This is a genomic window from Nocardiopsis sp. iso_40, from assembly GCF_056173285.1.
Genome location: NZ_CM149666.1, coordinates 1,773,991 through 1,796,751, shown reverse-complemented (window position 1 = coordinate 1,796,751; position 22,761 = coordinate 1,773,991). Strand labels below are relative to the sequence as shown.

Annotated in this window: 20 protein-coding genes and 3 tRNA genes; 9 read left to right on the top strand and 14 right to left on the bottom strand. The window is 73.0% G+C overall.

Annotated features, from left to right (window positions below):
- Window positions 1–29: 29 nt before the first annotated feature.
- The 6 genes from AC0VYD_RS07925 to AC0VYD_RS07900 form a co-directional block, all read right to left on the bottom strand.
- Window positions 30–1,304, bottom strand: a complete 1,275-nt coding sequence (locus tag AC0VYD_RS07925) for a cytochrome P450 (protein ID WP_475479273.1) — start codon at window positions 1,302–1,304, stop codon at window positions 30–32.
- Window positions 1,301–1,975: a GTP-binding protein gene (locus AC0VYD_RS07920; RefSeq protein ID WP_475479272.1), complete on the bottom strand. Its 675-nt coding sequence runs from the start codon at window positions 1,973–1,975 to the stop codon at window positions 1,301–1,303. The genes AC0VYD_RS07925 and AC0VYD_RS07920 overlap by 4 nt, the downstream gene beginning before the upstream one ends.
- A complete protein-coding gene (locus AC0VYD_RS07915; protein WP_475479271.1) occupies window positions 1,956–2,327 on the bottom strand; it encodes a DUF742 domain-containing protein in 372 nt (123 codons plus the stop codon). The genes AC0VYD_RS07920 and AC0VYD_RS07915 overlap by 20 nt, the downstream gene beginning before the upstream one ends.
- Complete coding sequence (locus tag AC0VYD_RS07910; protein WP_475479270.1) at window positions 2,324–2,743, bottom strand: roadblock/LC7 domain-containing protein; 420 nt, start codon at window positions 2,741–2,743, stop codon at window positions 2,324–2,326. The genes AC0VYD_RS07915 and AC0VYD_RS07910 overlap by 4 nt, the downstream gene beginning before the upstream one ends.
- 98 nt (window positions 2,744–2,841) lie before the next feature.
- Complete coding sequence (locus tag AC0VYD_RS07905) at window positions 2,842–4,647, bottom strand: ATP-binding protein (protein WP_475479269.1); 1,806 nt, start codon at window positions 4,645–4,647, stop codon at window positions 2,842–2,844.
- Between the two features lie 350 nt (window positions 4,648–4,997).
- On the bottom strand, window positions 4,998–5,507 hold the full coding sequence (locus tag AC0VYD_RS07900; protein WP_475479268.1) for an ArsR/SmtB family transcription factor: 510 nt from the start codon (window positions 5,505–5,507) through the stop codon (window positions 4,998–5,000).
- A 311-nt stretch (window positions 5,508–5,818) separates the two neighbouring features.
- Between AC0VYD_RS07900 and AC0VYD_RS07895 the strand changes: the two genes are divergently transcribed.
- Entirely contained in the window at window positions 5,819–6,355 is a 537-nt protein-coding gene (locus AC0VYD_RS07895; RefSeq protein ID WP_475479267.1) for a DUF7144 family membrane protein, read from the top strand.
- Window positions 6,356–6,466: 111 nt separating this feature from the next.
- Here the strand turns inward: AC0VYD_RS07895 and AC0VYD_RS07890 are convergent, their stop codons facing one another.
- Window positions 6,467–6,913, bottom strand: a complete 447-nt coding sequence (locus tag AC0VYD_RS07890; protein ID WP_452548502.1) for a carboxymuconolactone decarboxylase family protein — start codon at window positions 6,911–6,913, stop codon at window positions 6,467–6,469.
- A 223-nt stretch (window positions 6,914–7,136) separates the two neighbouring features.
- Between AC0VYD_RS07890 and AC0VYD_RS07885 the strand changes: the two genes are divergently transcribed.
- Entirely contained in the window at window positions 7,137–8,099 is a 963-nt protein-coding gene (locus AC0VYD_RS07885; RefSeq protein ID WP_475479266.1) for an SDR family NAD(P)-dependent oxidoreductase, read from the top strand.
- A 30-nt stretch (window positions 8,100–8,129) separates the two neighbouring features.
- On the opposite strand, the gene AC0VYD_RS07880 is transcribed toward AC0VYD_RS07885, so the two are convergent.
- Window positions 8,130–8,747, bottom strand: coding sequence for a TetR/AcrR family transcriptional regulator (locus AC0VYD_RS07880; protein WP_475479265.1), 618 nt, complete (start codon window positions 8,745–8,747; stop codon window positions 8,130–8,132).
- A 92-nt stretch (window positions 8,748–8,839) separates the two neighbouring features.
- Here AC0VYD_RS07880 and AC0VYD_RS07875 point away from each other — a divergent pair, with 92 nt between their 5' ends.
- Window positions 8,840–12,166: a carboxyl transferase domain-containing protein gene (locus tag AC0VYD_RS07875; protein WP_475479264.1), complete on the top strand. Its 3,327-nt coding sequence runs from the start codon at window positions 8,840–8,842 to the stop codon at window positions 12,164–12,166.
- On the opposite strand, the gene AC0VYD_RS07870 is transcribed toward AC0VYD_RS07875, so the two are convergent.
- The gene (locus AC0VYD_RS07870; RefSeq protein ID WP_475479263.1) at window positions 12,090–13,343 is read right to left on the bottom strand and encodes an MFS transporter; all 1,254 of its coding nucleotides are present in this window, start codon (window positions 13,341–13,343) and stop codon (window positions 12,090–12,092) included. The genes AC0VYD_RS07875 and AC0VYD_RS07870 overlap by 77 nt on opposite strands.
- 60 nt (window positions 13,344–13,403) lie before the next feature.
- On the opposite strand from AC0VYD_RS07870, the gene AC0VYD_RS07865 reads away from it, so the two are divergent.
- Window positions 13,404–13,982 carry a TetR/AcrR family transcriptional regulator gene (locus tag AC0VYD_RS07865; RefSeq protein ID WP_475479262.1) on the top strand — a complete coding sequence of 193 codons (579 nt, stop codon included), beginning with the start codon at window positions 13,404–13,406 and terminating at the stop codon, window positions 13,980–13,982.
- 36 nt (window positions 13,983–14,018) lie between these two features.
- Here the strand turns inward: AC0VYD_RS07865 and AC0VYD_RS07860 are convergent, their stop codons facing one another.
- Window positions 14,019–14,672: a TetR/AcrR family transcriptional regulator gene (locus AC0VYD_RS07860; RefSeq protein WP_475479261.1), complete on the bottom strand. Its 654-nt coding sequence runs from the start codon at window positions 14,670–14,672 to the stop codon at window positions 14,019–14,021.
- 320 nt (window positions 14,673–14,992) lie between these two features.
- On the opposite strand from AC0VYD_RS07860, the gene AC0VYD_RS07855 reads away from it, so the two are divergent.
- Window positions 14,993–16,168 carry an acyl-CoA dehydrogenase family protein gene (locus AC0VYD_RS07855; protein ID WP_475479260.1) on the top strand — a complete coding sequence of 392 codons (1,176 nt, stop codon included), beginning with the start codon at window positions 14,993–14,995 and terminating at the stop codon, window positions 16,166–16,168.
- Between the two features lie 67 nt (window positions 16,169–16,235).
- On the opposite strand, the gene AC0VYD_RS07850 is transcribed toward AC0VYD_RS07855, so the two are convergent.
- The 3 genes from AC0VYD_RS07850 to AC0VYD_RS07840 form a co-directional block, all read right to left on the bottom strand.
- Window positions 16,236–16,610, bottom strand: a complete 375-nt coding sequence (locus tag AC0VYD_RS07850; protein WP_191273208.1) for an FKBP-type peptidyl-prolyl cis-trans isomerase — start codon at window positions 16,608–16,610, stop codon at window positions 16,236–16,238.
- Between the two features lie 100 nt (window positions 16,611–16,710).
- Window positions 16,711–17,895, bottom strand: coding sequence for a mannose-6-phosphate isomerase, class I (manA, locus tag AC0VYD_RS07845; protein WP_475480218.1), 1,185 nt, complete (start codon window positions 17,893–17,895; stop codon window positions 16,711–16,713).
- A gap of 549 nt (window positions 17,896–18,444) precedes the next feature.
- Window positions 18,445–18,996, bottom strand: a complete 552-nt coding sequence (locus tag AC0VYD_RS07840; RefSeq protein WP_191273206.1) for a TetR/AcrR family transcriptional regulator — start codon at window positions 18,994–18,996, stop codon at window positions 18,445–18,447.
- Between the two features lie 179 nt (window positions 18,997–19,175).
- On the opposite strand from AC0VYD_RS07840, the gene AC0VYD_RS07835 reads away from it, so the two are divergent.
- Window positions 19,176–20,876: an MFS transporter gene (locus tag AC0VYD_RS07835; protein WP_475479259.1), complete on the top strand. Its 1,701-nt coding sequence runs from the start codon at window positions 19,176–19,178 to the stop codon at window positions 20,874–20,876.
- Between the two features lie 157 nt (window positions 20,877–21,033).
- On the opposite strand, the gene AC0VYD_RS07830 is transcribed toward AC0VYD_RS07835, so the two are convergent.
- A complete protein-coding gene (locus AC0VYD_RS07830; RefSeq protein WP_475479258.1) occupies window positions 21,034–22,224 on the bottom strand; it encodes a molybdopterin molybdotransferase MoeA in 1,191 nt (396 codons plus the stop codon).
- A 205-nt stretch (window positions 22,225–22,429) separates the two neighbouring features.
- Here AC0VYD_RS07830 and AC0VYD_RS07825 point away from each other — a divergent pair.
- The 3 genes from AC0VYD_RS07825 to AC0VYD_RS07815 all read left to right on the top strand — a co-directional run bounded on the left by AC0VYD_RS07825 (window position 22,430) and on the right by AC0VYD_RS07815 (window position 22,701).
- Window positions 22,430–22,502, top strand: a tRNA-Gly gene (locus tag AC0VYD_RS07825).
- A gap of 41 nt (window positions 22,503–22,543) precedes the next feature.
- Window positions 22,544–22,614: transfer RNA gene (locus AC0VYD_RS07820), tRNA-Cys, on the top strand.
- Window positions 22,615–22,627: 13 nt separating this feature from the next.
- A tRNA-Val gene (locus tag AC0VYD_RS07815) sits at window positions 22,628–22,701 on the top strand.
- Window positions 22,702–22,761 lie beyond the last annotated feature (60 nt).

The window sequence follows — 22,761 nt, the reverse complement described above, 5'->3', positions numbered from 1 at the left end:
GCGGGGGCACGACGCGCGGGGCAGGGTCCTCAGCCGGTGATCGGGCTGAACCTCGCGGGCAGTTCGAACAGACCGCGCATCCACACCGAGGGCCGCCAGCGCAGTTGCTCGGGACGCACGGCCATCCGCACGTCCGGCAGCCGGTCCAGCAGGGTCTCCACCGCGGTGCGGGCGATCACCTCCGCCGCTTCGGGCGCGGGGAACGGGCAGCCGTGTTCCCCGTGCCCGAACGACATCTGCGCCCGGTTGGTTCCGTGGATACCCAGGTCCCCGGTGTTGAGCCGGGGGTCGCAGTTGGCCGCGGCCAGTCCCAGCACCAACAGGTCGCCCCGGTTGATCCGGCGCCCGCCCAGCTCACAGGTCTGCACCGCCCAGCGGCCGATGAAGTTCTGGGTGGGGGTGTTCTTCCACAGCACCTCGTTGAGCGCCTCGCCCGCGCTGCTGCGCCCGCCCTGGAGGGTCAGGGAGAAGTCGTCGTCGAGCAGCATGAGCCGCAGTGTGTTGCCGATCCAGTTCCCCGTGGGCGCCTGGGCCGCCGACATGATCACGAGCAGGTCGATGACCACCTCCTCGTCGGTGAGCCCCGCCGGGTGCAGGAGCAGCCGGGAGGGGACGTCGTCGCGCGGGTGGGCCCGACGCTCGCCGACGATCCGCCGCATCCGCTCCTGTACCCGCTGGTGGGCCCGGGTGGCGTCGGCCGTGACGTCCAGGGAGAGGAGGATGTCCCGGACCGTTCCGGGGACCTCCGGTTCGGGGAGGCCGTACAACCGGGCGACCACCGCTGCCGGGATCCGGTGGGCGTACTGGCTGACCAGGTCGGCCTCACCGTCACCGGCGAACTGGTCGATGAGCCGGTCGGAGATCTGACGGCACAGAGCGTGCAGGTCGGCGCGGTCCGTGGCGTCGAGGGCGTCACCGATCGCCCCGGCCCTGCGCTGGTGTTCGGCGCCCTCGGTGAACATCACCGACGGGGTCCACATCACGTACGGCAGGAGGGGCCAGCTGTCGTGGACGTGGTCCCACAGGTTCCAGCGGCGGCAGTCCCTGGCGAACCACTCGGGCCTGCCGGTGACGTGGTGCAGCTCCCGGTAGCCGAGGACGAACCACGCGGGGATGTCGCCGTCGAGGAGGATGGGGGCGACCGGGCCGAAGCGTCTGCGCATCTCCTCGTACAGCGGTACCGGGTCCCGGGCGATGTCGGGCCCGTAGAACCGCATGGCGTTCTCGTGATCGGGTGACAGGGGCGCCGGACCCCGCCCCGGCGGGCGGACGGCGGTTCCCGGTGTTCCCGCGGTGTTGTTCATGACGACCCCTCCGAAATGGACGCGTGCCCGGCCTCGGACGTGGTCGGACGGTGTCTGGCCAGGTGGTGGACGAGAGCGATGAGGACGTCGCGGCTGGACTCGCGGCGGCGCGCGTCGCACTCCAGCAGCGGGACGTCGTCGGACAGGTCCAGGGCGGTGCGCACGTCGGCCAGGCTCGGGCCCGGGCCGAAGCGGTTGACCGCGACGACGAACGGCGTCCGGTGGTGTTCGAGGCGGTCGATGGCGTACCAGGACTCCTCCACCCGGTCGGTGTCGACGAGGACGACCGCGCCGAGGCTGCCGACGAAGAGCTGCTCCCACAGGAACCAGAAGCGTTTCTGGCCGGGGGCGCCGAAGAGGTAGAGGACCCGGGTGGCGTCGACCGTGATCCGGCCGAAGTCGAACGCGGCCGTGGTGGTGCGTTTGTCGCGGACGGCGCTGAGGTCGTCGACCCCGGTGCTGGCCCGCGTCATGATCTCCTCGGTGCTCAGCGGGCGCATCTCACTGACCGCACCGACCATGCTCGTCTTCCCCACGCCGAACCCGCCCACGATGACGATCTTGAGGGCGTTGCTCGCCGTGCTGGCGAGGGGCAGCCGTCCCGTGGCCGTCGTCCCCCGGTCGGCTGCCGTGGCCGTCCCGGTCGTCCGTTCAGAGGCGTTGGAGGGCAAGGAGCACCTGCTTCAGGGTGTCGGGGTCGTGCCGCGGCCCCTCCTGCGGGGTGGAGGGGACGGGGTGCCGGGCCACCACCGCCCCGGTGTCCAACAGGTCGACGAGGAGGATCCGCACGACGCTCACCGGGAGCCCGAGTTCGGCGGAGATCTCGACCACGGCGGTGGGACGTGTGCACAACCGGAGGATGTCGGCGTGCTCGGACTGCATGTGCGGCGCGGGTTCGGACTCGGCCACGAGGAGGGTGACGGAGTCGAGGGCGGGGACGCCGGGGTCTGCGGGGTCGCCGCGCCCTCCGGTGACCGTGTACAGCCGGTCCGGTGCCTCACTGTCGAGATGGTCCGTGTTCATCGGGGCGAGGCCGCCTCGTGGGGCCTGCGGCGGGGTTCGGCCGGCAGGTGGACGGCGATCCGTTCGACGAGTTCGTTCATGTGGCGGGCGACCGCGCCGACGTCCGCCTCGTAACCGGCGACGACGGCCAGGTGGGCGCCCTCGCCGGCGCCGACGACGAGCAGGAGCCCGCCGCCGTACTCCAGCATGGCCTGGCCCGCACCGGTCGCGTCGCCGAACTCGGCGGAGGCGCTGAGGGACAGGCTCTGGATCCCGGCGCAGATCGCGGCGAGCTGGTCGGCCCGGTCCGTGTCCAGTTCCCGGCTGTGGCACATCCTGAGCCCGTCCCTGGACAGCACCAGGACGTGTCGGATGCCCGGTGTCCGGTGCCTCAGGTTCTCCAGCAGCCAGTTGAGGCTGGCATCCGTGGTCGTCATCGGGTTCTTGGGGCGGTGGTCCGGACCCGGTACGGCCCGGTGCCCCTCCCTCCGTTCCTCTTCGGTCGGTTTCGGTTGGTACGCGGCGGGGACCGTGTTCATCGGCCGCCCTCCCGGGTGTTGTCCCGGCCGTTCTCCTCGGGCGGGGCACCGGCGTCCCGGAAGGCGGCGAACCGGGTGGGGATCCCGTTGCGCGCCTGGGGGTCGAGGTGCCTGCGCGCGGTGGGCAGGAGCTGCTCGGGGTTCTCCCGGACCGCTTCGGCCAGGGTGTGGCCGCGTTGGCGCCGGGGCAGGTTGACGGGCCCGGTCGGCTGTCCGGGGCCGGTGTGGGACGGTTCCGGGCCCGCGGGACCGGAGCGGGCGTCGCGCCGGGGCAGGGGCGGGCGGTCCGCGGCGCCCCCTGCCGGGGGCGGCGGACCGGCCGGCGTCCCGGCTGCCGGCGTCCCTGCCACTGGAATCCCGGCGGCGGGAGTGCCTGCCGGGGGCACTGCGGCTGGCGGCGTACCGGCCCCGGGGGCGTCGGCCCCGGGGACGCTGACCACGGGGGTACCGGCGGTGGCCGCACGCGGTCGCCGCACCCGGGCACGGGGTTCGGTGATGAGGTTGGGCGGAATGAGGACGACCACCCCGACGCCGCCCCTGGCCGAGGGCCGGAAACTCACCTTCAGGCCGTACTTGTCCGCCAGGCAGCCCACGACCGCCAGCCCGGTCCGAATACCGGGGAGGGTGGCCAGGGTCCGGGGCTCGGCGATGAGGTTCTCGGCGACGCGGCGTTCGCGTTGGCGCATCCCCATCCCGCTGTCCTCGACGGTGACGGTGACCCCGGTGTCCTCCTCCTGGACGTAGACGTGGACGTCGGTACCGTGCGCGGAGAAGTTGGCGGCGTTGTCCATGAGTTCGGCGAGTGCCTGCATGACACCCTCCGCCGCGTAACCGACCACCGCGACCCTGCTGGTGTAGTGCAGGCGGACCCGCCGGTAGGCGGTGATGCGGCCCATGGCCCCGCGGAGGATGCTCTCCATCACGATGGGCCGGGTCCAGCGGCGCCCGGAGCGTCCCTGGGCCAGGACCACGAACGCGTCCGCGAGGCGGCCGGTGCGGGAGACGTTGTGATCGACCCTCAGGAGGTCGGAGAAGATGTCGGCTCGGTCGCCGTAACGGTCCTCCAGGTCACGGAGCTGGGCGAGCAGGGTGGTGAGGTGGGCCTGGATGCGCGCACCGGAGTTGGCGGCCGAGACCAGCGCCGTGGCGGAACGGCGTTCGGCGGCCAGGATCTCGTCCAGCACGCGGCGGCGCAGCCTCGCGACGGGTTCGTGGACGTCCTGGAACTCCTGGGCGAGGGTCTCGGCGGCTGTGGTGCGGTCCTCGTGGACCCGGTGGACGATCAGCGGCAGGACGGAGTCGGCCAGGTCGGCGACCTCGTCCTCGATCTCCGCGCGGGCGTCCCGGTCCTGGGCGGAGCGGTGTTCGGCGCTGGCGACCTGGGTGGTGACGGCGTGGGCGAGCCGGTCGATCGTGGGGTGGCCGGGGCGGGGGTGCCGGGCGAGCACGCTCTGGGCCGAGCGCCCCTCCCGGGCGGCCTGGGAGACGGCGGGCAGGAGCGCGTCGACGACCCAAGCCGCCTCCTCCTCCAGAATCCGCGCGCCACCGCTGACCCTGGTGCTGTGGGCTCGGGCGATGCGTGCGGCCGCCGCCTGGTGGGCCGCGGTGGCCACGGCCGCGCACAGCAGGACCCCGACCGCGCCGCCGACCAGGGCGATGAGGGTGCGGGTCGGCGCCGGGCTCTCGAACACCGCCCAGGACCAGGCCGGGGCGGTCAGTGCGGATGCGGCCAGGAGAGCGACGAGTGCCTGTTGGCCGGGGCGCGGAAGGGGGCGTTTCCGGTCGGACAGGTGTACTGCCATGAATGGATTCCTCACGGCGTTCGTGCGGCTGGCGGAGTCTTTTTCGTTCCACGGGCCCGTAATAAGAGCAGGGGTCCCACCGCCCCGGAACCGAGTTCTTCCGGGGGGTGGATTTCACGTTAGTCCACCGCCGGAAGGAACGTGGACTTTCCGCCGATCAGGCCCGACAGCCAGCACAGAAAAAATTATCGGCACCACACGGAACAGCAACAAAAGGGAGATGACCGGTTTTTCTCTTTTGTCAATAAAGAGAGGATGCGTGGGCTCCAGGAGGCCGAAACGCCTTCACGGTGAACAGTGCGGGGAACGGGTGCGGGGACGGGGGTTTCCCCGGAAGGGACCGGAAGGGATCAGCCCCTGGCCGCGGCGAGGATCACCATGAGGGGGACCAGCCGTTCCGGTGGGATGACGTAGTGGCCCCGCCTGCGGGTGGTGAGCCAGCCCGCCGCGGCCAACAGGTTGACGTGGTGGTAGATCTGGCCGCTGGTGCCGAACTCCGCGCGTTCCTTGAGTTCGGCGACGGTGCCGACTCCGGACCAGACGGCGTGGAGGAGGCTGAGCCGAACGGGGTTTCCCAGGGCGTCGAGACCGCCCGCCAACTGGGACCAGTCGAGGCCTTCGAGCCGGTCGACCGGGATTCCGCTCTGCCACTCGACCGGCTGCCCCCCGACCGGCACGACGCCCGCGAAGACCACGGCTCCCTCTTCGGGAGCACGTTCCCTGAGCGCCTCCAAGGCGAAGAAGCGCTCCGCGTAGTCCGGATCGGCGCGCTGGGCCCCCCGCGCCCGGCCCCGCTGCTCCAGTTCGGCGACCCGGGCCTCCAGCTCGGCGAGGCGTTCCTGCGTGGTTCGTTCTGGCACGGCCCCACGGTACAGGATTATACGTTGTTACGTAAAAGCAAATAAAAGACCGCGGGTCCGGACCGGAACCAGGCCCCGCCGTCCGCGGACACGCCCCCGCTCCGCCGGACGCCACGCCCCTCCCCGCCTCCCCGGGAGCGGGCCGCAAAGGCGCACCCGGGCTTTGCCGGATCCGGGCGAACCGGTTCCCTCCCCCTTACACCGCGTGGCTGATGATGAAGGTGCGGCGTACGAACCGCCTCCTCGTCACACCCGAGGGGTCGGCTCCGGCGGACCGTCCGGCCCGCGGATCGACCGGCAAAGGAGCACCTATGCGGACACAGGCCAACGGTTGGCAGTACTTCGTCTCGACGCTGCTCATCGTCACCGGCGCGATCAACATCATCCAGGGCTTGGCGGCGTTCTTCACCCCGGGCTTCTACGTGGCCGCCGAGTCACAGATGCTGGTCCTGGAGTACGAGGCCTGGGGCCTCCTGCTCGGCCTGTGGGGTGCGGTACTGGTCGTGGCGGGTCTGGCGGTCCTCTCCGGCAGCACCTGGGCCCGGGCCTTCGGCATCGTCCTGGCCTCCCTGAACGCCATCGCCCAACTGGCCTTCCTGGTCGCCATGCCGTTGTGGTCGGTGGTGGTCATCGCCGTCGACCTCCTGGTCGTCTACGGCCTGACCGCCGGCTGGCCCGCCGCGATCCGCGGCGAGGAGGGCGAGGCGTCCGAGGACTCCCGCGAGTCCGGCTACCGCGCCGGATACCGGGCCGCCCACGAACGTCCCGCTTCGACGCCCCACCCCGCCCGCTCCCCCGAACAGGGCCAGGAGCAGGGGCCGGGCCAGCGTCAGCAGCACACCGGCTGACCCGGCGCGGCCGAGCGCCGCTGCCGCCCCGTCCCGCGGTTCCGGGGCGGGGCGGCCTTCGTGCGCGCCCCGTCCCGGAACGTCCGTCGGCCCCGGACGGCCGAGGGCCGGTCAGTGCTCCCTGGGATGCAACCGGCTGGTGACGGCGAGCCGGTTGTAGAGGTTGATCATGGCGATGGCGGACATCAGCGCGGCGAGCTCCGTCTCGTCGAAGTGCTCGGCGGCCTCTTCGTAGACCTCGTCGGACACGCCGTGGCCGCCCAGCTCGGTCATCTCGTCGGTCAGGGCGAGGGCGGCGCGCTCCCGTTCGGTGAAACGGTCCCCGGCCTCGTACCAGGTGGACACGAGGAAGAGGCGCTGCTGGGACTCGCCCTCGCCGAGGGCCTTCCGGGTGTGCAGGTCCACGCAGAACGCGCAGCCGTTGAGCACGGAGGAGCGGAGTTTGACCAGTTCCAGCAGCCGGACATCCAGGTGCTCGGCGATCACCAGGTCGACCTCGTCGAGCTTCTTGTAGACCTGCGGCAGTTTCTTCGCCCAGACCACGCGCTTCTCAGCCATGAGTACCGTCTTCTCCTCGTCGAACACCGTGTCGAAGCAGATGCTACGTTCCCCCCGCTCCGGGAAACGCGCAGCGCCGGGATGTCCTTCCCCGCATGTCGGGTCGCCCTCCCGCGCATGCCACCGGGGGTACGCGTGCCGCCTCCGCGGGCCCCGGGGGACGTCCCGGATCCGGGGCACGGTCCTTGACCTGGAGCGCGCTCCAGCTCCTAGCGTGAGCCGCATGAGCACACAACAGAGCAGAATCGGCTCCGGCCACGGTATGCGCAGCACCGCGGCCGAGGTCCTCGACGGCATCGACCTGACCGGGAAGGTCGCCCTGGTGACCGGGGGCCACTCGGGGATCGGACTGGAGACCACACGGGCCCTCGCGGGGGCGGGCGCCCGCGTGGTCGTCCCGGCACGCAGGCCCGGCCAGGCGGAGGAGGCTCTCGCGCGGATCCCGGGCACGGAGGTCGGCGAGCTGGACCTGGCCGACCTGCGGAGCGTTCGCGCGTTCGCGGACGCCTTCCCGCACGAGCGGATCGACCTGGTGGTCAACAGCGCGGGGATCATGGGCTGCCCGCACACCGTGGTCGGCCCCGGCTGGGAGGCCCAGTTCGCCGTCAACCACCTGGGGCACTTCGCACTGGTCAACCGGTTGTGGCCGAGGATCGCGAACGGCGGCGGGCGGGTGGTCTCGGTTGCCTCCTCCGGACACCACGCCTCCGGTGTCCGCTGGGACGACCCGTGGTTCGCGCGGGGCTACGACCGCTGGACGGCCTACGCCCAGGCCAAGACCGCGAACGTCCTCTTCGCCGTGCACCTGGACCGGCTCGGCAGCGGCCACGGGGTCCGGGCCTTCTCCCTGCACCCCGGCGCGATCCTCACCCGGTTGCAGCGGCACATGACCACCGGGGAGATGGTCGAACGCGGGTGGATCGACGAGCAGGGCAACACGGTCAACCCGACCTTCAAGACCCCCGAACAGGGCGCAGCCACCCAGGTGTGGGCGGCCACCTCCGCCCGGCTAGCGGGGATGGGCGGCCTGTACTGCGAGAACGCCGACATCGCCGAACTCCCGGAGCGGGCGGACCCGGAGCGGGGCGAGCGAGGGGTCGCCGCCCACGCCACCGACCCCGAACAGGCCGAACGGCTGTGGGCCTGGTCGGCCGAGCTGACCGGCGAGGACTTCGCCCGCGGCTGAGCCCGCCCGGGGCGCCCCTGCCCGGCTCCGTCACTCCTCCGGGAGCCCCAGCAGGCGGAGGTACATCGCGGTCAGTTCCCGGGCGGCCCGGTCGCGGTCGCCCGGGGAGGAGGCGAGGCCGCCGGCGAAGGCCGCGACCATGCCTCCGGCCGCCCGGGCGACCGCCTCCGGGGAGGCCGCCGGGTCCGCCGCCCCCCGCTCCACCAGGCGCCGGGTGTAGCGGGCGGAGCGGCGGCGGGGCAGGCCGTGGATCTCCTCCCACAGCTCCCCCATCGCCGGGTCGGACAGCGACTGGTGCTGGAGCACGGTGACGAACGCGAGGTTCTCCGTGTAGGCGTCCAGGAAGGCGGTGACGGTCGCCCGGACCACCGCGTACGGGTCGTCGGCGTCGATCCCGTCGAGTTCCTGGCTGGCCAGGAACCGGTCCCGCACCCCCTCGGCCAGAACCGCGAACACCTCCTCCTTGGAGGCGAAGTACACGTAGAAGGTGGCCCGGCCGACCCCGGCCCCGGCGGTGATCCCCGCGACGGTCGTGCGCGCGTAGCCGTTGCGTTCGAACACCCTCCGCGCCGCCGTGAGCAGGGCCGCGCGGGTGGCGCTGTCGGCTCGGTCGTACTTGGCGCGGGTCGCCCACTCCTTCTTCTCCATGGGGGCGAGTATCCCAGAACCACAATCGTTGACATCAATGTCAACGGGGGTGCAGACTCGGTTCGCCCACCGGCCGAGGAAGGGGACCCCCCGTGTCCGAACCCACCCGCCTGCTCGTCGCCAACCGGGGTGAGATCGCCGTGCGCGTGCTCCGGGCCGCAGCCTCCCTGGGGATCGGCACCGTCGCCGTGTACGCGGCGGAGGACTCCGGGGCCGCCCACGTCCGTCTCGCCGACCAGGCCCGCCCGCTCGGCGCCGCGGGCCCCTCCGCCTACCTGGACGGCGAACGGCTGGTCGCCGTGGCCCGCGAGACGGGTTGCCGACTCGTCCATCCGGGCTACGGCTTCCTCAGCGAGAACGCCGGCTTCGCCGAACTGTGCGCCGCCTCCGGCCTGGCCTTCGTGGGCCCCTCCCCCGAGACGCTCTCCCTGTTCGGCGACAAGGCACGCGCGCGGGCCCTGGCCGAGAGCCTCGGGGTCCCCGTCCTGCCCGGCACCTTCGGCGCGACCTCCCTGGAGGAGGCCGAGGCCTTCCTGAGACGGCTCGGCCCCGGCGGGGCGGTGATGGTCAAGGCCCTGGCGGGCGGCGGCGGGCGCGGTATCCGCGCGGTCGCCGACCCGGCGGACCTGGCCTTCGCCTACGAGCGCTGCCGTTCGGAGGCCGAACACGCCCTCGGGCACGGCGACCTCTACGTGGAACGGCTGCTGCGACGCGCCCGGCACGTCGAGGTCCAGGTGCTCGGGGACGGCACCGGTGCCGTGACCCACCTGTGGGAGCGCGAGTGCAGCATCCAGCGCCGCCACCAGAAACTGGTCGAGACCGCCCCCGCCCCGGGCCTGCCCGAAGAACTCCGCCGACGGCTGCTCGACGCCGCCCTCACCCTCGCCCGCGAGGTCTCCTACTCCGGCCTGGGCACCTTCGAGTTCCTCGTCGGGGCTCCCGGGGCCGCCGAGGACTCAGGCGCCCCCGCCTTCCACTTCGTCGAGGCCAACCCGCGCCTGCAGGTCGAGCACACCGTCACCGAGGAGGTCACCGGGGTCGACCTGGTCACCGCCCAGATCGAGGTGGCGCTGGGCCGCACCCTGGCCGAACAGGGCCTCGGGCAGGAGGACGTCCCCGCCCCGCGCGGCTACGCCGTCCAGGCCCGGGTCAACCTGGAGACCACCGGCGCGGACGGGGCGGCGCTCCCCTCCTCCGGGACGCTGACCGCCTTCGCCCCGCCCACCGGACCGGGTGTACGGGTGGACACCCACGGAGCGGTCGGGCACACCGCCGGGGACGGCTTCGACCCGTTGCTGGCGAAGGTGGTCGCGCACGCCCCGCGCGGCGGGCTGACCGCCGCCGCCGACCGGGCCGAGCGGGCCCTGGCCGAGTTCACCGTGGCCGGGGCCGACACCGACATCGCCTTCCTGCGGGCGGTGCTGCGCCACCCCGTTTTCCGTTCCGGAACCGCCACCACCGCCTTCGTCGGCGAGCACCTCGCCGAACTCATCGCCGCGGCCGGGACCGCCACCGCCGAAACACCGAACGGGGGCTCCGCCACCGGCCTCACCGCGCCCTTCGCCGCGACGGTCGTCTCGGTCGAGGCCGAACCCGGCGACCGGGTCCGGGCCGGGGCTCCCCTGGTGGTGCTCCAGGCGATGAAGCTGGAGCACGTGCTGGCCGCGCCCGCCTCCGGGACGGTCGGCGAGGTCCGAGCCGTGGTCGGGGCCGCCGTCGGCGAGGGCGAGGACCTGCTCGGGTTCGCCCCGGACGGCGCCGAGGAGGAGGCGGGGCCGGCCGAGGACGGCGTCGACCCCGACCGCATCCGCCCCGACCTGGCCGAGGTGCTCGAACGCCACGCGATGGGCACCGACGAGCGCCGCCCCGAGGCGGTGGTCAAACGGCACCGCCTGGGCCGGCGCACCGCCCGGGAGAACATCGCCGACCTGTGCGGGGACGGCGGATTCACCGAGTACGGTGCGCTGGCCGTCGCCGCACAGCGCGGCCGCCGCTCCGACGAGGACCTGGCCGCCAACACCCCCGCCGACGGCATGGTCACCGGGATCGGCCGGGTCAACGCCGACCGGTACGGCGACGGGACGGGGGCCGGAACCGGTGCGCAGCGCGGCGCCCGGTCCGCGGACGGACCGGACTACGGCACCGACTGCGTGGTCATGTCGTACGACTACACCGTCATGGCCGGGACCCAGGGCGTGATCAACCACCGCAAGACCGACCGCATGCTGGAGCTCGCCCACCGGCGCCGGCTCCCGGTCGTGCTCTTCGCGGAGGGCGGCGGCGGCCGTCCCGGGGACATCGATCCCAACACCGCGTCCGCCCTGGGCGTCACCACGTTCTCCGCCATGGGCCGCCTCAGCGGCCGGGTCCCCACCGTGGGGGTGGCCTCGGGCCGCTGCTTCGCGGGCAACGCCGCCCTGCTGGGCTGCTGCGACGTGGTCATCGCCACCCGCGATGCCACGATCGGCATGGGCGGGCCGGCGATGATCGAGGGCGGCGGGCTGGGCGTCCACCGCCCCGAGGAGGTCGGCCCGGTCGGGGTCCAGGAGCCCAACGGGGTGATCGACCTGCTCGTGGAGGACGATGCGGCGGCCGTGCGCGCGGCCCGCGACTACCTGTCCTACTTCCAGGGCCCCGTCGGCGGCTGGGAGACCGCCGACCAGCGGCTGCTGCGCCACGTCGTCCCGGAGAACCGGCTGCGCGCCTACGACGTCCGCCGCGCGGTCCACACCCTGGCCGACACCGGCTCCGTGCTGGAGCTGCGCCGCCGCTTCGGGCCGGGTGTGGTCACCGCCCTGGTGCGGATCGAGGGGCGGCCGATGGGCCTGATCGCCAACGACCCGGGCCATCTGGGCGGCGCCATCGACGCCGAGGGCGCGGACAAGGCCGCCCGGTTCCTGCAGCTGTGCGACGCCCACGGGCTCGCCGTGCTCTCCTTGTGCGACACCCCGGGGTTCATGGTCGGCCCGGACGCCGAACGCACCGCCACCGTCCGGCACTTCTCCCGGTTGTTCCTGATCGGTTCCCAACTGCGCGTTCCGATGGTGACCGTGGTGCTGCGCAAGGCCTACGGCCTGGGCGCCCAGGCCATGGCCGGCGGCCACCTGCGCGCCCCCGTCGCCAGCCTGGCCTGGCCCAGCGGGGAGCTCGGCCCGATGGGGTTGGAGGGAGCGGTCCGGTTGGGGTTCCGCAAGGAGCTGGCGGCCGTCGAGGACCCCCGGGAGCGGGAGGCCGCCTTCGACGCCCTGCTCGCCGCGGCCTACGAGCGCGGCAGGGCGACCAGCGCGGCCTCGGTGTTCGAGCTGGACGACGTGATCGACCCCGCCCAGACCCGGGCCCGGGTCACCGCGGCCCTGGCCGGGGCCCCGGCGACGGACGGTCCCGGTGAGCGGTCCGGCCGCTACGTCGACGCCTGGTGACCAGCAGCGCCAGGGCCATGCCGGACGCGGCGGTCAGGGCCGCGGCCACCGGCACCGCCCCTGCGCCGACGGCCACGGCGGCCCCGCCGACCGACCCGCCGAGGGCGGCACCCGCGTACACCGCGCTGCTGAGCACCGCCATCACCGGGGTCGCGCCCCGTTGCCCCGCCCGGGCCAGGGTGAGCGCCTGCACCGCGGTCGGCACCGCCCAGGCCGCCGTGGACCAGCACACCAGCAGTACCGCGGCCACCCCGGCCGGGACCGGGGCGAACACCCACAGGAGCGCGAAGGCGGCCATGGTCAGGCAGAAGGCGGTACAGGCCAGCCCGAACGCCCTGCGCGCGCCGACCCGGTCCACCATCCTTCCCACGTACCGGGTCCCGACCACACCACCGATCCCGGCAGCGATCAGCAGCACGGCCAGTTGGCGGGGGCCCGTTCCGGACAGCCCGGCGAGGAAGGGCGCCAGATAGGTCTGAAAGGCCAGGTTGCCCGCGACCACCAGGACGGTGGCCGCCAGCAGACCCGTGACGGCGCGGTCGAGCAGCGGCCGCAGGGACGCCGCCTGTCCGGCGCGGACCGCTGTCGCCGTGCCCGGACCCGTTCCCCGCCGCGGTGGCGCCTCCGAGCCCGGTAGCGACCGTGCCACCAGGACCAGGGCGAGCGCGCCGAGCAGCCCGCAGAACACGAACGCGGCCCGCCAGCCCAAGGCGGCACCGACCCACGTCCCGACCGGTACCCCCAGCAGGACGGCACCGGTGAGGCCGGTCATCACCGTGGCCAGGTACCGCCCCCTGCGCCCCTCGGGCGCCCGTTCCGCCGCCTCGGCGAGCGCGGCGGGCAGCACCACGGCGGCGGCCAGCGCCGCGAGCGCCCTCAGCGCCATCAGCACCGGGTAGTCGTCGGCCCACAGCACCACCAGGTTGGCTGGGGTGAACACGGCCAGGGCGGCCAGCAGGACCCGCCGCAGCGGCAGCCCGGCGAGCAGGACCGCCCAGAGCGGCGCGGCGAGGGCGTAGACCAGGGAGTAGACGGTGACCAGTTGGCCCGCGGCAGTCTCGGAGGTCCCGGTGTCCGAGGCGATGGCGGGCAGGACCCCGACGACGATGAAGTCGTCGGTCTGCACGGTGAAGGCGGCCAGGGAGAGGGCGGACAGCCAGAGTGGAGGGCAGCGCATGAAATGAGGGTAACAAGTGTTACCTGAATCCGTGTGCCAGAGTTGGCCCAGGAGGTAGACATGGCCCGGAAAGCTGACCCCGCAAGGCGCCGCGAGGTTCTGGACGCCGTCATCGAACAGCTCGCGCACACCGGGATCACCGGATTCACCCTGCGCGGCCTCGCCCAGGGCCTGGGCCAGAGCACACGCGTGTTGACCCACCACTTCGCCGACCGCGAGGAGCTGCTCTCCGCGGTCCTGGCCCGCCTGGACGAGCGCCAGCACCGGGCACTGCTCGCCACGAAGGGCTGGGAGGACCCGGCGGTCCCGGTCAGCGGCATCGTCCGGGACGCCTGGCGGCGGGGGCTCGGCGAGGAACTGCCCATGACCCGGCTCATCCGGGAGATCGAGGGGCTCGCCGCCTCGGGCCGCCTGCCCGCGGCCAGCGCGGGGTTCGTGCGCGGGCGCGCGGAGTTCGTCGCCTCCTGCCTGACCCTGCGCGGGGTCCCCGGGGACCGGGCGCTCAGCCTGGCCACCCTGCTGAACTCGGCGTTCTCCGGGTTGGAGACCGACTACCTCGTCACCGGCGACCGGGGACGCGGTGAGGCCGGACTCGACCTGCTCTGCGCGTGGATCGACTCGATGGCCCCCGCTCCCTGACCCGGGGCTCGGCCCCGGACGGGCCCGACCGGTGGCTCAGTGCCCGGCGCCGTCCCCGACCGAGCTCCGGACCCGGTCGTAGACGGGGACCAGGCCGTCGAGGAAGGCCGTCAGCGCCAGTTCGAAGCTGTCCTCGTCGATCTCCGCGGCGACCTCGGGCAGCCGGTGGGCCTGCGACAGGTTGGGGTACCGGTCCTGGTAGATCCGGACGTCGTCGTCGAACCCGCGCGCGAAGGAGTTGGTCGCGGCACCCACCACCAGGTACTTGGTGGAGGCCCCGATCATCGTGGCGTAGCGGGGCGGCCAGCCCGCGCTCACGAGCCCCCCGTGCACGGCGTCGGCGCGACGCAGCGCCTCCTCCCTGCGGCCGGGCCCGGCGGCGATCACCGGGAGCAGGTTCGGGTGTTCGGCCAGGGCCCTCCGGTAGGAGCGGGCCCATCCGGCCAGGCCCCCGCGCCAGTCGCCGCCCTCGAAACCGGACACGTCGATGTGCGTGGTGACCACCTCGGCGACCTCGCTGAGCAGCTCCTCCTTGGTGCGGTAGTGACTGTAGAGCGAGGCGGCCTGGACGGCCAGCTCCTGGGCGAGCTTGCGCATGGACAGCTGCTCCAGCCCGTCCCGGTCGATGAGCGTGAGCGCGGCCCCGCGGATCGCCGGTTTGCTCAGCATCGGTGTCTTCGGTCGGGCCACGGAAAGGCTCTCCTTCTGCACTGCGCCGTCGGGCCGGTCCGTCCGGCATCCGCGCCGATCATCGCACGGCGTGCTCCGTATTCTGCCGCTCGGCGGCCCCCACCGCGGCCCGCGCACCCCTCCACCGCGGCCCGCCTTCCCGCCGAGGACCGGCCGGAAGCGGCCCGGGACCCCGCGGGACCTGCCGGAACGGTCCGCTCCCCGGGGGGATCAGTGGTTCCACCTGCCACCTCACACCGTTCGGTTCCACCCTTGCGCGGACAAGGGGGCACAACGTACCCTCAAATAACCGAACAGCGTTAGGTTACTTGGGAGCAGCCGTGATCGATTTCTCACTGAGCGAAGAGCAGCGCGCCGTCCAGAGCTGGGTGCGAACCTTCGTCGAGCGGGAGCTGATGCCGCTGGAGAACGAGGTGCTGCGCCGCGAGCGCGAGGGCCACCCGCCCGGTCTGACCCGCGAGGAGAACAACCGGCTGCGCGCACTGGCCCGCAAGTCGGACTTCTGGGGGGTCGCCACCCCGGAGGAGTACGGCGGCATGGGGCTGGACGCGATCAGCGAGGCCCTCATCGAGATCGAGCTCGGCCGGACCTTCCTCACCTTCAAATTCGGCGGTGAGGCCGACAACATCCTCTACTACGCCAACGAGGAGCAGAAGCGCCGCTACCTGCTGCCCACCATCGAGGGCGAGCGCAAGTCCTGCTTCGCCATCACCGAGCCGAACGCGGGCTCCGACGCCAAGGCCATCCGCGCCAAGGCCGTCCGCGACGGCGACGAGTGGGTGATCAACGGTGAGAAGACCTTCATCACCGGCGGCAACGAGGCCGACTTCGCCATGGTCTTCGCGGTCACCGACCCCGAGAAGGGCGCCAACGGCGGGGTGACCTGTTTCCTCGTCGACCGCGACATGGGCTGGACCTCCGAGCCCATCGACACCATGGGCGAGCGCCGCCCGGCCGCCCTGATCTTCCAGGACGTACGCGTCCCGCACGAGAACATCCTCGGCGAGGAGGGGTACGGCTTCGCCCTCGCCATGAAGTGGATCGGCAAGGGCCGCTACCTGCTGCCCGCCCGCGCGCTGGGCGGTTGCGAGCGCCTGCTCGACATGGCCGTCGACTACTCCAAGACCCGCGAGACCTTCGGCGCGCCCATCGCGGACCGGCAGGCCATCCAGTGGATGATCGCCGACTCCCAGACCGAGATCGAGGCGCTGCGCCTGCTGGTGCTGCACGCCGCCTGGCAGGTCTCCCAGGGCAAGGACTCGCGGCACGCCCAGTCGATCGCCAAGCTGTTCGGCGGCGTGAAGGCCAACGAGATCGTCGACCGCGTCATGCAGATCCACGGCGGCATGGGTTACACCCGCGAGCTGCCCATCGAGCGCTTCTACCGGGACGTCCGGCTGCTGCGCATCTTCGAGGGCACCGACGAGATCCAGCGCCGCACGATCGCCCGCGACCTGCTCAAGGGCCACGTGAAGGTGGGCGCAACCCTTGGGTAGCTAGCGGGAACGAGGGAGGGCCCGTGCCGCGTGCGCCAGCGCGGCACGGGCCCTTGTGCTCGGAGGCCTAGTTGACGTCGACCAGGTCGACGACGAACACCAGGGTCTCACCCGGCTTGATGACGCCGCCGGCGCCGCGGTCGCCGTAAGCCAGGTGCGGCGGGATGACCAGCTGACGGCGGCCGCCGACACGCATGCCCATGACGCCCTGGTCCCAGCCGGAGATGACCTGACCGGAGCCCAGACGGAAGCGCAGGGGCTCGCCGCGGTTCCAGCTGGCGTCGAACTCCTCGCCGGAGGAGTGCGCGACGCCGACGTAGTGCACGCTGACGGTGCTGCCGTGCCCGGCCTGGTCGCCCTCGCCGACCGTGATGTCGGTGATCTCCAGGTCCGCGGGCGGCGGGCCCTCGATGAAGTCGATCTCGGGACGCTCGAGCGCCATGGTGGGGTCCCCCTCTTGGAAACACGTGGACAGAAGGGCCCAGGCTATCGGTGGTGCCCGGTGTTCTCTGCCAGTCCCGCCGGGTGCCCCGCCCCGGCCCTCAGTGCTCCCCGACGGTGGCGGCGACGACGTGGCCGTGGCCCTCGACCTTGATGGGTCCGCTGTCGGCCTGGACGAACACGGACTCCCCGCGGCGCAGGGTGACCCCCTCGCCGACCTCGGCGACCAGGTCCACGTTGCCGTGCAGCGCCAGGACCACGGTGGGGCCGTCGCCGGGCAGGTGGGCGGCGATCCGGCCGGGGCCGATCTCGTGCAGGGCGAACTCGGGGGCGGACGGGCGGAACTCGCGGCGGCCGTCCAGGAAACCGGGCTGGGCGTACGGGATCGGCAGTACGGAGAAGTCCACCACGTCGAGCAGTTCCGGGGCGTCGACGTGCTTGGCGGTCAGACCGGCGCGGAGCACGTTGTCGGAGCTGGCCATCACCTCGACCGCGGTGCCCTGGAGGTAGGCGTGCAGGTTGCCCGCGGGGAGGAAGAGGGCCTGCCCGGGCCACAGGGTGACCCGGTTCAGCAGGAGCGCGGCGACCGCGCCGGGGTCGCCGGGGTAGCGGTCGGCCAGGTCCACGACGATCTCGGCGTGGGCGCCGCGTCTGCCCCTGCCGGACCACTCCCGGACGAAGTCGCCGATCAGTCGGCCGCGGTCGGTGTCGGGGAGCGTCAGCAGGCGGGTGAGGGCGGCTCGGAGCGCGCCGTGGGTGTCGGCGGCGGACAGGTCCCGGCGCAGCAGGTCGGCCAGTTCGTTGTCCAGGCCGATGAGGTCGGCGACGGTGGCGGCGGGCTCACGGAAGCCGCACAGCGCCTCGAAGGGCTCCAGGGCGAGGAGCAGTTCGGGTTTGTGGTGGGGGTCGCGGTAGTTGCGGTGGGGTGCGTCGACCGGGATCCCGGCGCGTTCCTCGGCCTCGTAGCCGGAGCGGGCCCGGGCAGCGTCGGGGTGCACCTGGAGGGAGAGCGGCGCCTCGGCGGCCAGGTACTTGAGGAGGTAGGGCAGGCGGGCGCCGAAGCGCTCGGCCGTGCCGGGGCCGAGCACGCGGCGGGGGTCCTCCGCGATCAGGCCGGGCAGGGGCCGGGGGCCGCCGTCGCAGTGGGCGGTACTGGGGGCGCCGTGGTGGGCGCCCAGCCACAGCTCCGCCTGCGGCGTGCCGTCGGGCTCGGTTCCCAGCAGGCGCGGGATGGCGGTGCGCGCTCCCCAGGCGTACGGCCGTACCTGGTTGGTGAGCCTGTGCATCCGCTCCCCGCTCTCCCGTGTGCGTGTCCTCACCCCGTGGACGCTCCGGCGGGGTGTGAACAGTCTTGCCAAGGGAATCCTCCCGTTCGACACGGCACGCCCCGCATATCCAGGTAGTGCACACCTCACCTCGCCAGTTCGGCGGGCTTCCGAGGTGCCCGGAGCCCGGTAGCGGCAACGAAGTTACTGGGAAGTAAACCACGTTCCGGGACACGTGAACAGCACCACACCGTCACCTTCCGGAGACAGCCCCGGCACCTGTCGGCAAGGGCCTTCGACACCGCCCGAGGCCGACGCCCGGCGCTCGTGCCCGCGCAATACCCGCCCCCGGGCGGCGGAAAACGGAATGCCCCGCCGAGGCCGGGACCACCGCGGGGTGCACCGACCACGATGATCCCAGAAGCAGCGGGGAGGACGGCCCGTGCGGCTGCGCCGAGGCGGCCCGGAGGACGCCCCCGGAACCTCCGGGGATGTCCGGCGAGGCCGTCGCGTGACCGACCGGGCGGGGTCGGGTCCGGGTACCGCATGACCGGCTCCGACCGGGCCCGCTCAACGTTTGCGGCGCACCCGGTCCGACTCCTCGACCAGCCGGTCGATCATCCTCCGGGTGAGCTCGGGGTCGGGCCTGGGCAGCCCGGCGATCTCGGCCATGTACAGGCCGTCGCCGGCGCGGAGGATGGTCTCCGCCAGGACCGGGTCGGTCAGTTCCTCGTGCAGCAGCTCGCCCCAGTGGGTGAACAGGTACTGCACGTAGCGGACCGACTCCTCCCCCAGGTCCTCGTGGCTGCGCAGGGCGGCGATGACCGACCAGTACAGCTCCCTCTCCTCGGTGCTCTGCGGCGTCGAGGTGCGCAGGAAGATCCGGACCACCCCCTCCTCGCTCTCCCTGGCCTCGGCGAACTCGGCCTCGGCCAGTTCACCGAGGCGTTTGACCAGCCCGTCCATCAGGTCCGCCTTGGACGGGAAGTGGTAGAGCAGGCCGCCCTTGGACACCTCGGCCGCCCTGGCGACGGCCTCCAGGGTCACCGAGGAGTAGCCGTCGCTGATCAGGATGTCCTGCAGGGCGTCGAGGATGCGCTCGCGTGTGTTCGATGTGCTCACGATTGACACTGTACCGGCTGGACGGTACTGTACCGGCTGGACGGTTGAAGAGTCCCGAGCCGTGTCCTCACCCTCGGTCGACCAGACTTCCCGCCCCGCCCGGACGGCAACGACACCCCTCCGGGCCCCGCACGCCCCTCGCTCCGAGCGGCGCGACACCCACCGACCGAGAGGGAAAGATGAGTTCCGCCGAGGCCGGCAACGGCACCACCCGCGCGCACGGGAACCACGGGGGCCCGCCCGCGCTCGCGGGACCGCGCGAGTGGGCGGCACTCGCCGTCCTGGTCCTGCCCGTCGTCCTGATCTCGGTCGACATGACCGTGCTCGGGTTCGCCGTGCCCGCCCTGAGCGAGGCACTGAAACCCACCTCGGGCCAACTGCTGTGGATCATCGACATCTACGGCTTCGTCCTGGCCGGGCTGCTGATCACCATGGGGTCGCTCGGCGACCGGATCGGACGGCGCCGCCTGCTCATGGCCGGGTCGGCCGCCTTCGGCACGGCCTCCCTGCTGGCCGCCTTCTCCCCCAACGCCGAGACCCTGATCCTCGCCCGGGCCCTGCTCGGCGTCGCGGGGGCCTCGCTGATGCCCTCGACCCTGTCCCTGCTGCGCAACATCTTCCTGAACCCGCGCCAGCGGCTGCTGGCCATCGCGATCTGGGCGTCCGGGTTCTCCGGCGGCGCCGCCCTCGGCCCGATCCTGGGCGGCTGGCTCCTGGAGCACTTCTTCTGGGGCTCGGTCTTCCTGATCAACCTGCCCGTGATGGCGCTGATCCTGGGCTTGGTGCCGCTGCTGGTGCGCGAGTCCCGCAACCCCGACTCCAGCCGGATCGACCTGCTCAGCGTCGTGCTCTCGCTCGGCGCCATGCTGCCCGCCGTCTACGGCGTCAAGAAACTGGCCACCGAGGGCCCCGAACTCCTGCCGGTCCTGTCCCTGGTGTTCGGCCTGGCCCTGGGCTACCTGTTCGTCCGGCGGCAGCGCGGGCTCAGGGACCCGCTGATCGACGTGGACCTGTTCCGGTCCCGCGTGTTCAGCGTGGCTGTGCTCACCAACCTGATGATCGTGTTCTCCATGGTGGGGTCGCTGTTCTTCCTGACCCAGTACCTGCAGCTGGTGCTCGGCGTCTCACCGATGCGCGCGGGCGTCGTGCTGCTGCCGGGACTGGTCCTGTCGGTCGTGGCCAGCCTGATCGCCGCCCGGGTGGCGCGGCACCTGAGCCTGGCCACCGTGATCGGGGCCTCCCTGCTCGTGACGGCGGCCGGGTTCGCCACCCTGGTGCTCACCCCCGCCGACGACGTCAGCCGCGGCATCGGCCTCGTGGTCACGGCCTTCCTGCTGATCGCCCTGGGTGCCGGTTTCGCCGAGACGCTCACCAACGGGGCGATCATGTCGGCTGCCCCGCCCAAGCGGGCGGGCGCCGCCTCCGCGATCTCCGAGACCGCCTACGAGCTGGGCGGGGCCCTGGGCGTCGCGGTGCTGGGCAGCGTCCTGACCGCGTTCTACCGCAACCACCTCACCGAGGTGGACGGGGTTCCCGCCGACGCCACCGACGCGGCGCGGGAGACCCTGGGCGGGGCCGCCGACACCGCCGCCGACCTGGGCGGCACCAGCGGGGCGGCGCTGATGGACTCGGCGCGGCTGGCGTTCACCGAAGGTATGCACCTGACCTCGGTCATCGCCGTGGTGATCGTGCTGGCGGCGGCGTTCCAGGCCTGGTTCCTGCTGCGCGGACGCGGCAACCCGGCGGTGGAGGCCCAGGAGCCCGAGGTGGTGCAGCACGGGCGACCCGAGGTCAGCGAGGCCGGGTACGCCTCCGCGGACGGGGGCGACGGGACCCGGGCGAACCCCGCGGACACGGGCTCCTCCGAGTCCGCGAGGTAGCCGCCGCCCGCCTCAGGCCGCCGCCCGCAGACGTACGGCGGGCCCGTCATGGGACGAACCGTTCGGCCCCCGGGAGACCCCCCGGGGGCCGATCCGTGTCCGGGGACGACCGGCCCCCGGGAACGGCGTCCGACACGGGGACGGACGGCGGAACGGTTCAGGGCAGCCGCAGCAGTTCCACCTCCGCGCCCGCCCAGCCGGGGGGCACCACCGCGTACGCCTCGGCCAGGGCCGCGCCGCGCAGGCTGCCCGGCCGGTCGTGGCCGACCGGTTCGGCCCGGCCCTCCCGGAGCCGTACCGCGACCAGCCGGGTGTCCTCGGGCCTCGAACGCACCTCACCGGAGAGCGGGGCCGTCCCCGCCCTCGTCGGGTCGGTGCGTCCGGACATCGCGCACAGCAGCGGCACCAGCAGCGTGAGGGAGGCCACCAGGGCGGCGTTCGGGTTGCCGGGCAGCCCCACGAACGCGGTGTTTCCGGCGCGGGCGAGCAGCTGCGGATGCCCCGGACGGCAGGCCACACCGTCCACGACCGGCTGCGCACCCGCCTCCCGCAGCACCCCGCGCAGGTGGTCGGCGGGGCCCTTCGAGGAGGACCCGCACACCACGACCACGTCGGTTCCGCCCGCGGTCAGGGCCTCGCCCAGGTCCCGGTAACCGTCGCCCAGGACCCGGAAGCCCTCCAGGTGCCCGCCGGCCCAGGCGACCAGGCCGGGCATCAGCGGGCCGATCGCGTCCCGCACCACACCCTCGCCGGGCAGCCCGCCCGTGGCGATCTCGTCCCCGGTGACCAGCACCGACACCGTCGGCAGACGCACCGGAAGGCTGTCGTGGCCCAGGCTCGCGGCCAGCCCCAGCACCGCCGGAGCCACCTCGGTGCCCGCCGCCAGCACCGTCTCGCCCGGGGCAGTCTCCTCACCCGCCCAGCGCACGTGCCTGCCCCGGTGGGCATCGCCCCGCACCCGGCCGCCGGCCGTCTCGGCCAGTTCGTAGGGCAGGACCGCCTCGGTCCCCTTCGGCACCCGGGCGCCCGTGGCGATCTCCACGGCCTCGCCCTCCGCCAGGCAGAGCCCGGCCACGGGGGTTCCGGCCAACTGGGTCCCCACCAGGGTCCACGGCCCCTCCCCCGCCACCGCGAACCCGTCCATCGCCGAGGCGTCGAAGGCGGGCGACCCCACCAGCGCCCTCAGGTCAGCGGCGAGCACACCGCCCAGGGCCCGTTCCAGCGGGAGGTCGCGCACCGGGGAGCGCAGCTCCTCCCCCAGCCGCCGGGCCACCTCGCGCGCCCGCGCCCACGAGGTGGCGCCGCGGTGACCACCGCACGCCGAACCTTCCGCCACGGGGATGTCCATGCCGCTCCGTCCGCTCCGCCCTCCGAGGGGGTGTCCCCTGTCTACCCGGGCCACACGAGGCGGACGCTACCGCCTGTGCGCACCCTCCGAGGTGACCGCCGCACCGCCCTCGACGAGCTCCGATTTGCCGTCTGTCGAATCTCCGCTAAAGTCTTTATCAGCAGCAAGGCGGGACCCGCGCAAGCGGGGCCGGGCCGAGCAGCAAGCGGACGTGGCTCAGCTGGTAGAGCATCACCTTGCCAAGGTGAGGGTCGCGGGTTCGAATCCCGTCGTCCGCTCGGAGGAGACGCTGGGGCGGGAAACCGCCCCACGGATACTCGGTGGAGTGGCCGAGAGGCGAGGCAGCGGCCTGCAAAGCCGTCTACACGGGTTCAAATCCCGTCTCCACCTCCCAGTTTCACTGGGGCGATTAGCTCAGTTGGCTAGAGCACTACCTCGACACGGTAGGGGTCACAGGTTCGAGTCCTGTATCGCCCACACGCAACGCGAGAGGCCAGATCTTCGGATCTGGCCTCTCGCGTTTCCCGGGGACGACAC

Coding starts and splice junctions, on each gene's coding strand:
- AC0VYD_RS07925 (WP_475479273.1), bottom strand. CDS start 1,304: ATGAACAACACCGCGGGAACACCGGGAACCGCCGTCCGCCCGCCGGGG.
- AC0VYD_RS07915 (WP_475479271.1), bottom strand. CDS start 2,327: ATGAACACGGACCATCTCGACAGTGAGGCACCGGACCGGCTGTACACG.
- AC0VYD_RS07910 (WP_475479270.1), bottom strand. CDS start 2,743: ATGACGACCACGGATGCCAGCCTCAACTGGCTGCTGGAGAACCTGAGG.
- AC0VYD_RS07905 (WP_475479269.1), bottom strand. CDS start 4,647: ATGGCAGTACACCTGTCCGACCGGAAACGCCCCCTTCCGCGCCCCGGC.
- AC0VYD_RS07895 (WP_475479267.1), top strand. CDS start 5,819: ATGCGGACACAGGCCAACGGTTGGCAGTACTTCGTCTCGACGCTGCTC.
- AC0VYD_RS07890 (WP_452548502.1), bottom strand. CDS start 6,913: ATGGCTGAGAAGCGCGTGGTCTGGGCGAAGAAACTGCCGCAGGTCTAC.
- AC0VYD_RS07885 (WP_475479266.1), top strand. CDS start 7,137: ATGAGCACACAACAGAGCAGAATCGGCTCCGGCCACGGTATGCGCAGC.
- AC0VYD_RS07880 (WP_475479265.1), bottom strand. CDS start 8,747: ATGGAGAAGAAGGAGTGGGCGACCCGCGCCAAGTACGACCGAGCCGAC.
- AC0VYD_RS07870 (WP_475479263.1), bottom strand. CDS start 13,343: ATGCGCTGCCCTCCACTCTGGCTGTCCGCCCTCTCCCTGGCCGCCTTC.
- AC0VYD_RS07865 (WP_475479262.1), top strand. CDS start 13,404: ATGGCCCGGAAAGCTGACCCCGCAAGGCGCCGCGAGGTTCTGGACGCC.
- AC0VYD_RS07850 (WP_191273208.1), bottom strand. CDS start 16,610: ATGGCGCTCGAGCGTCCCGAGATCGACTTCATCGAGGGCCCGCCGCCC.
- manA (WP_475480218.1), bottom strand. CDS start 17,895: ATGCACAGGCTCACCAACCAGGTACGGCCGTACGCCTGGGGAGCGCGC.
- AC0VYD_RS07835 (WP_475479259.1), top strand. CDS start 19,176: ATGAGTTCCGCCGAGGCCGGCAACGGCACCACCCGCGCGCACGGGAAC.
- AC0VYD_RS07830 (WP_475479258.1), bottom strand. CDS start 22,224: ATGGACATCCCCGTGGCGGAAGGTTCGGCGTGCGGTGGTCACCGCGGC.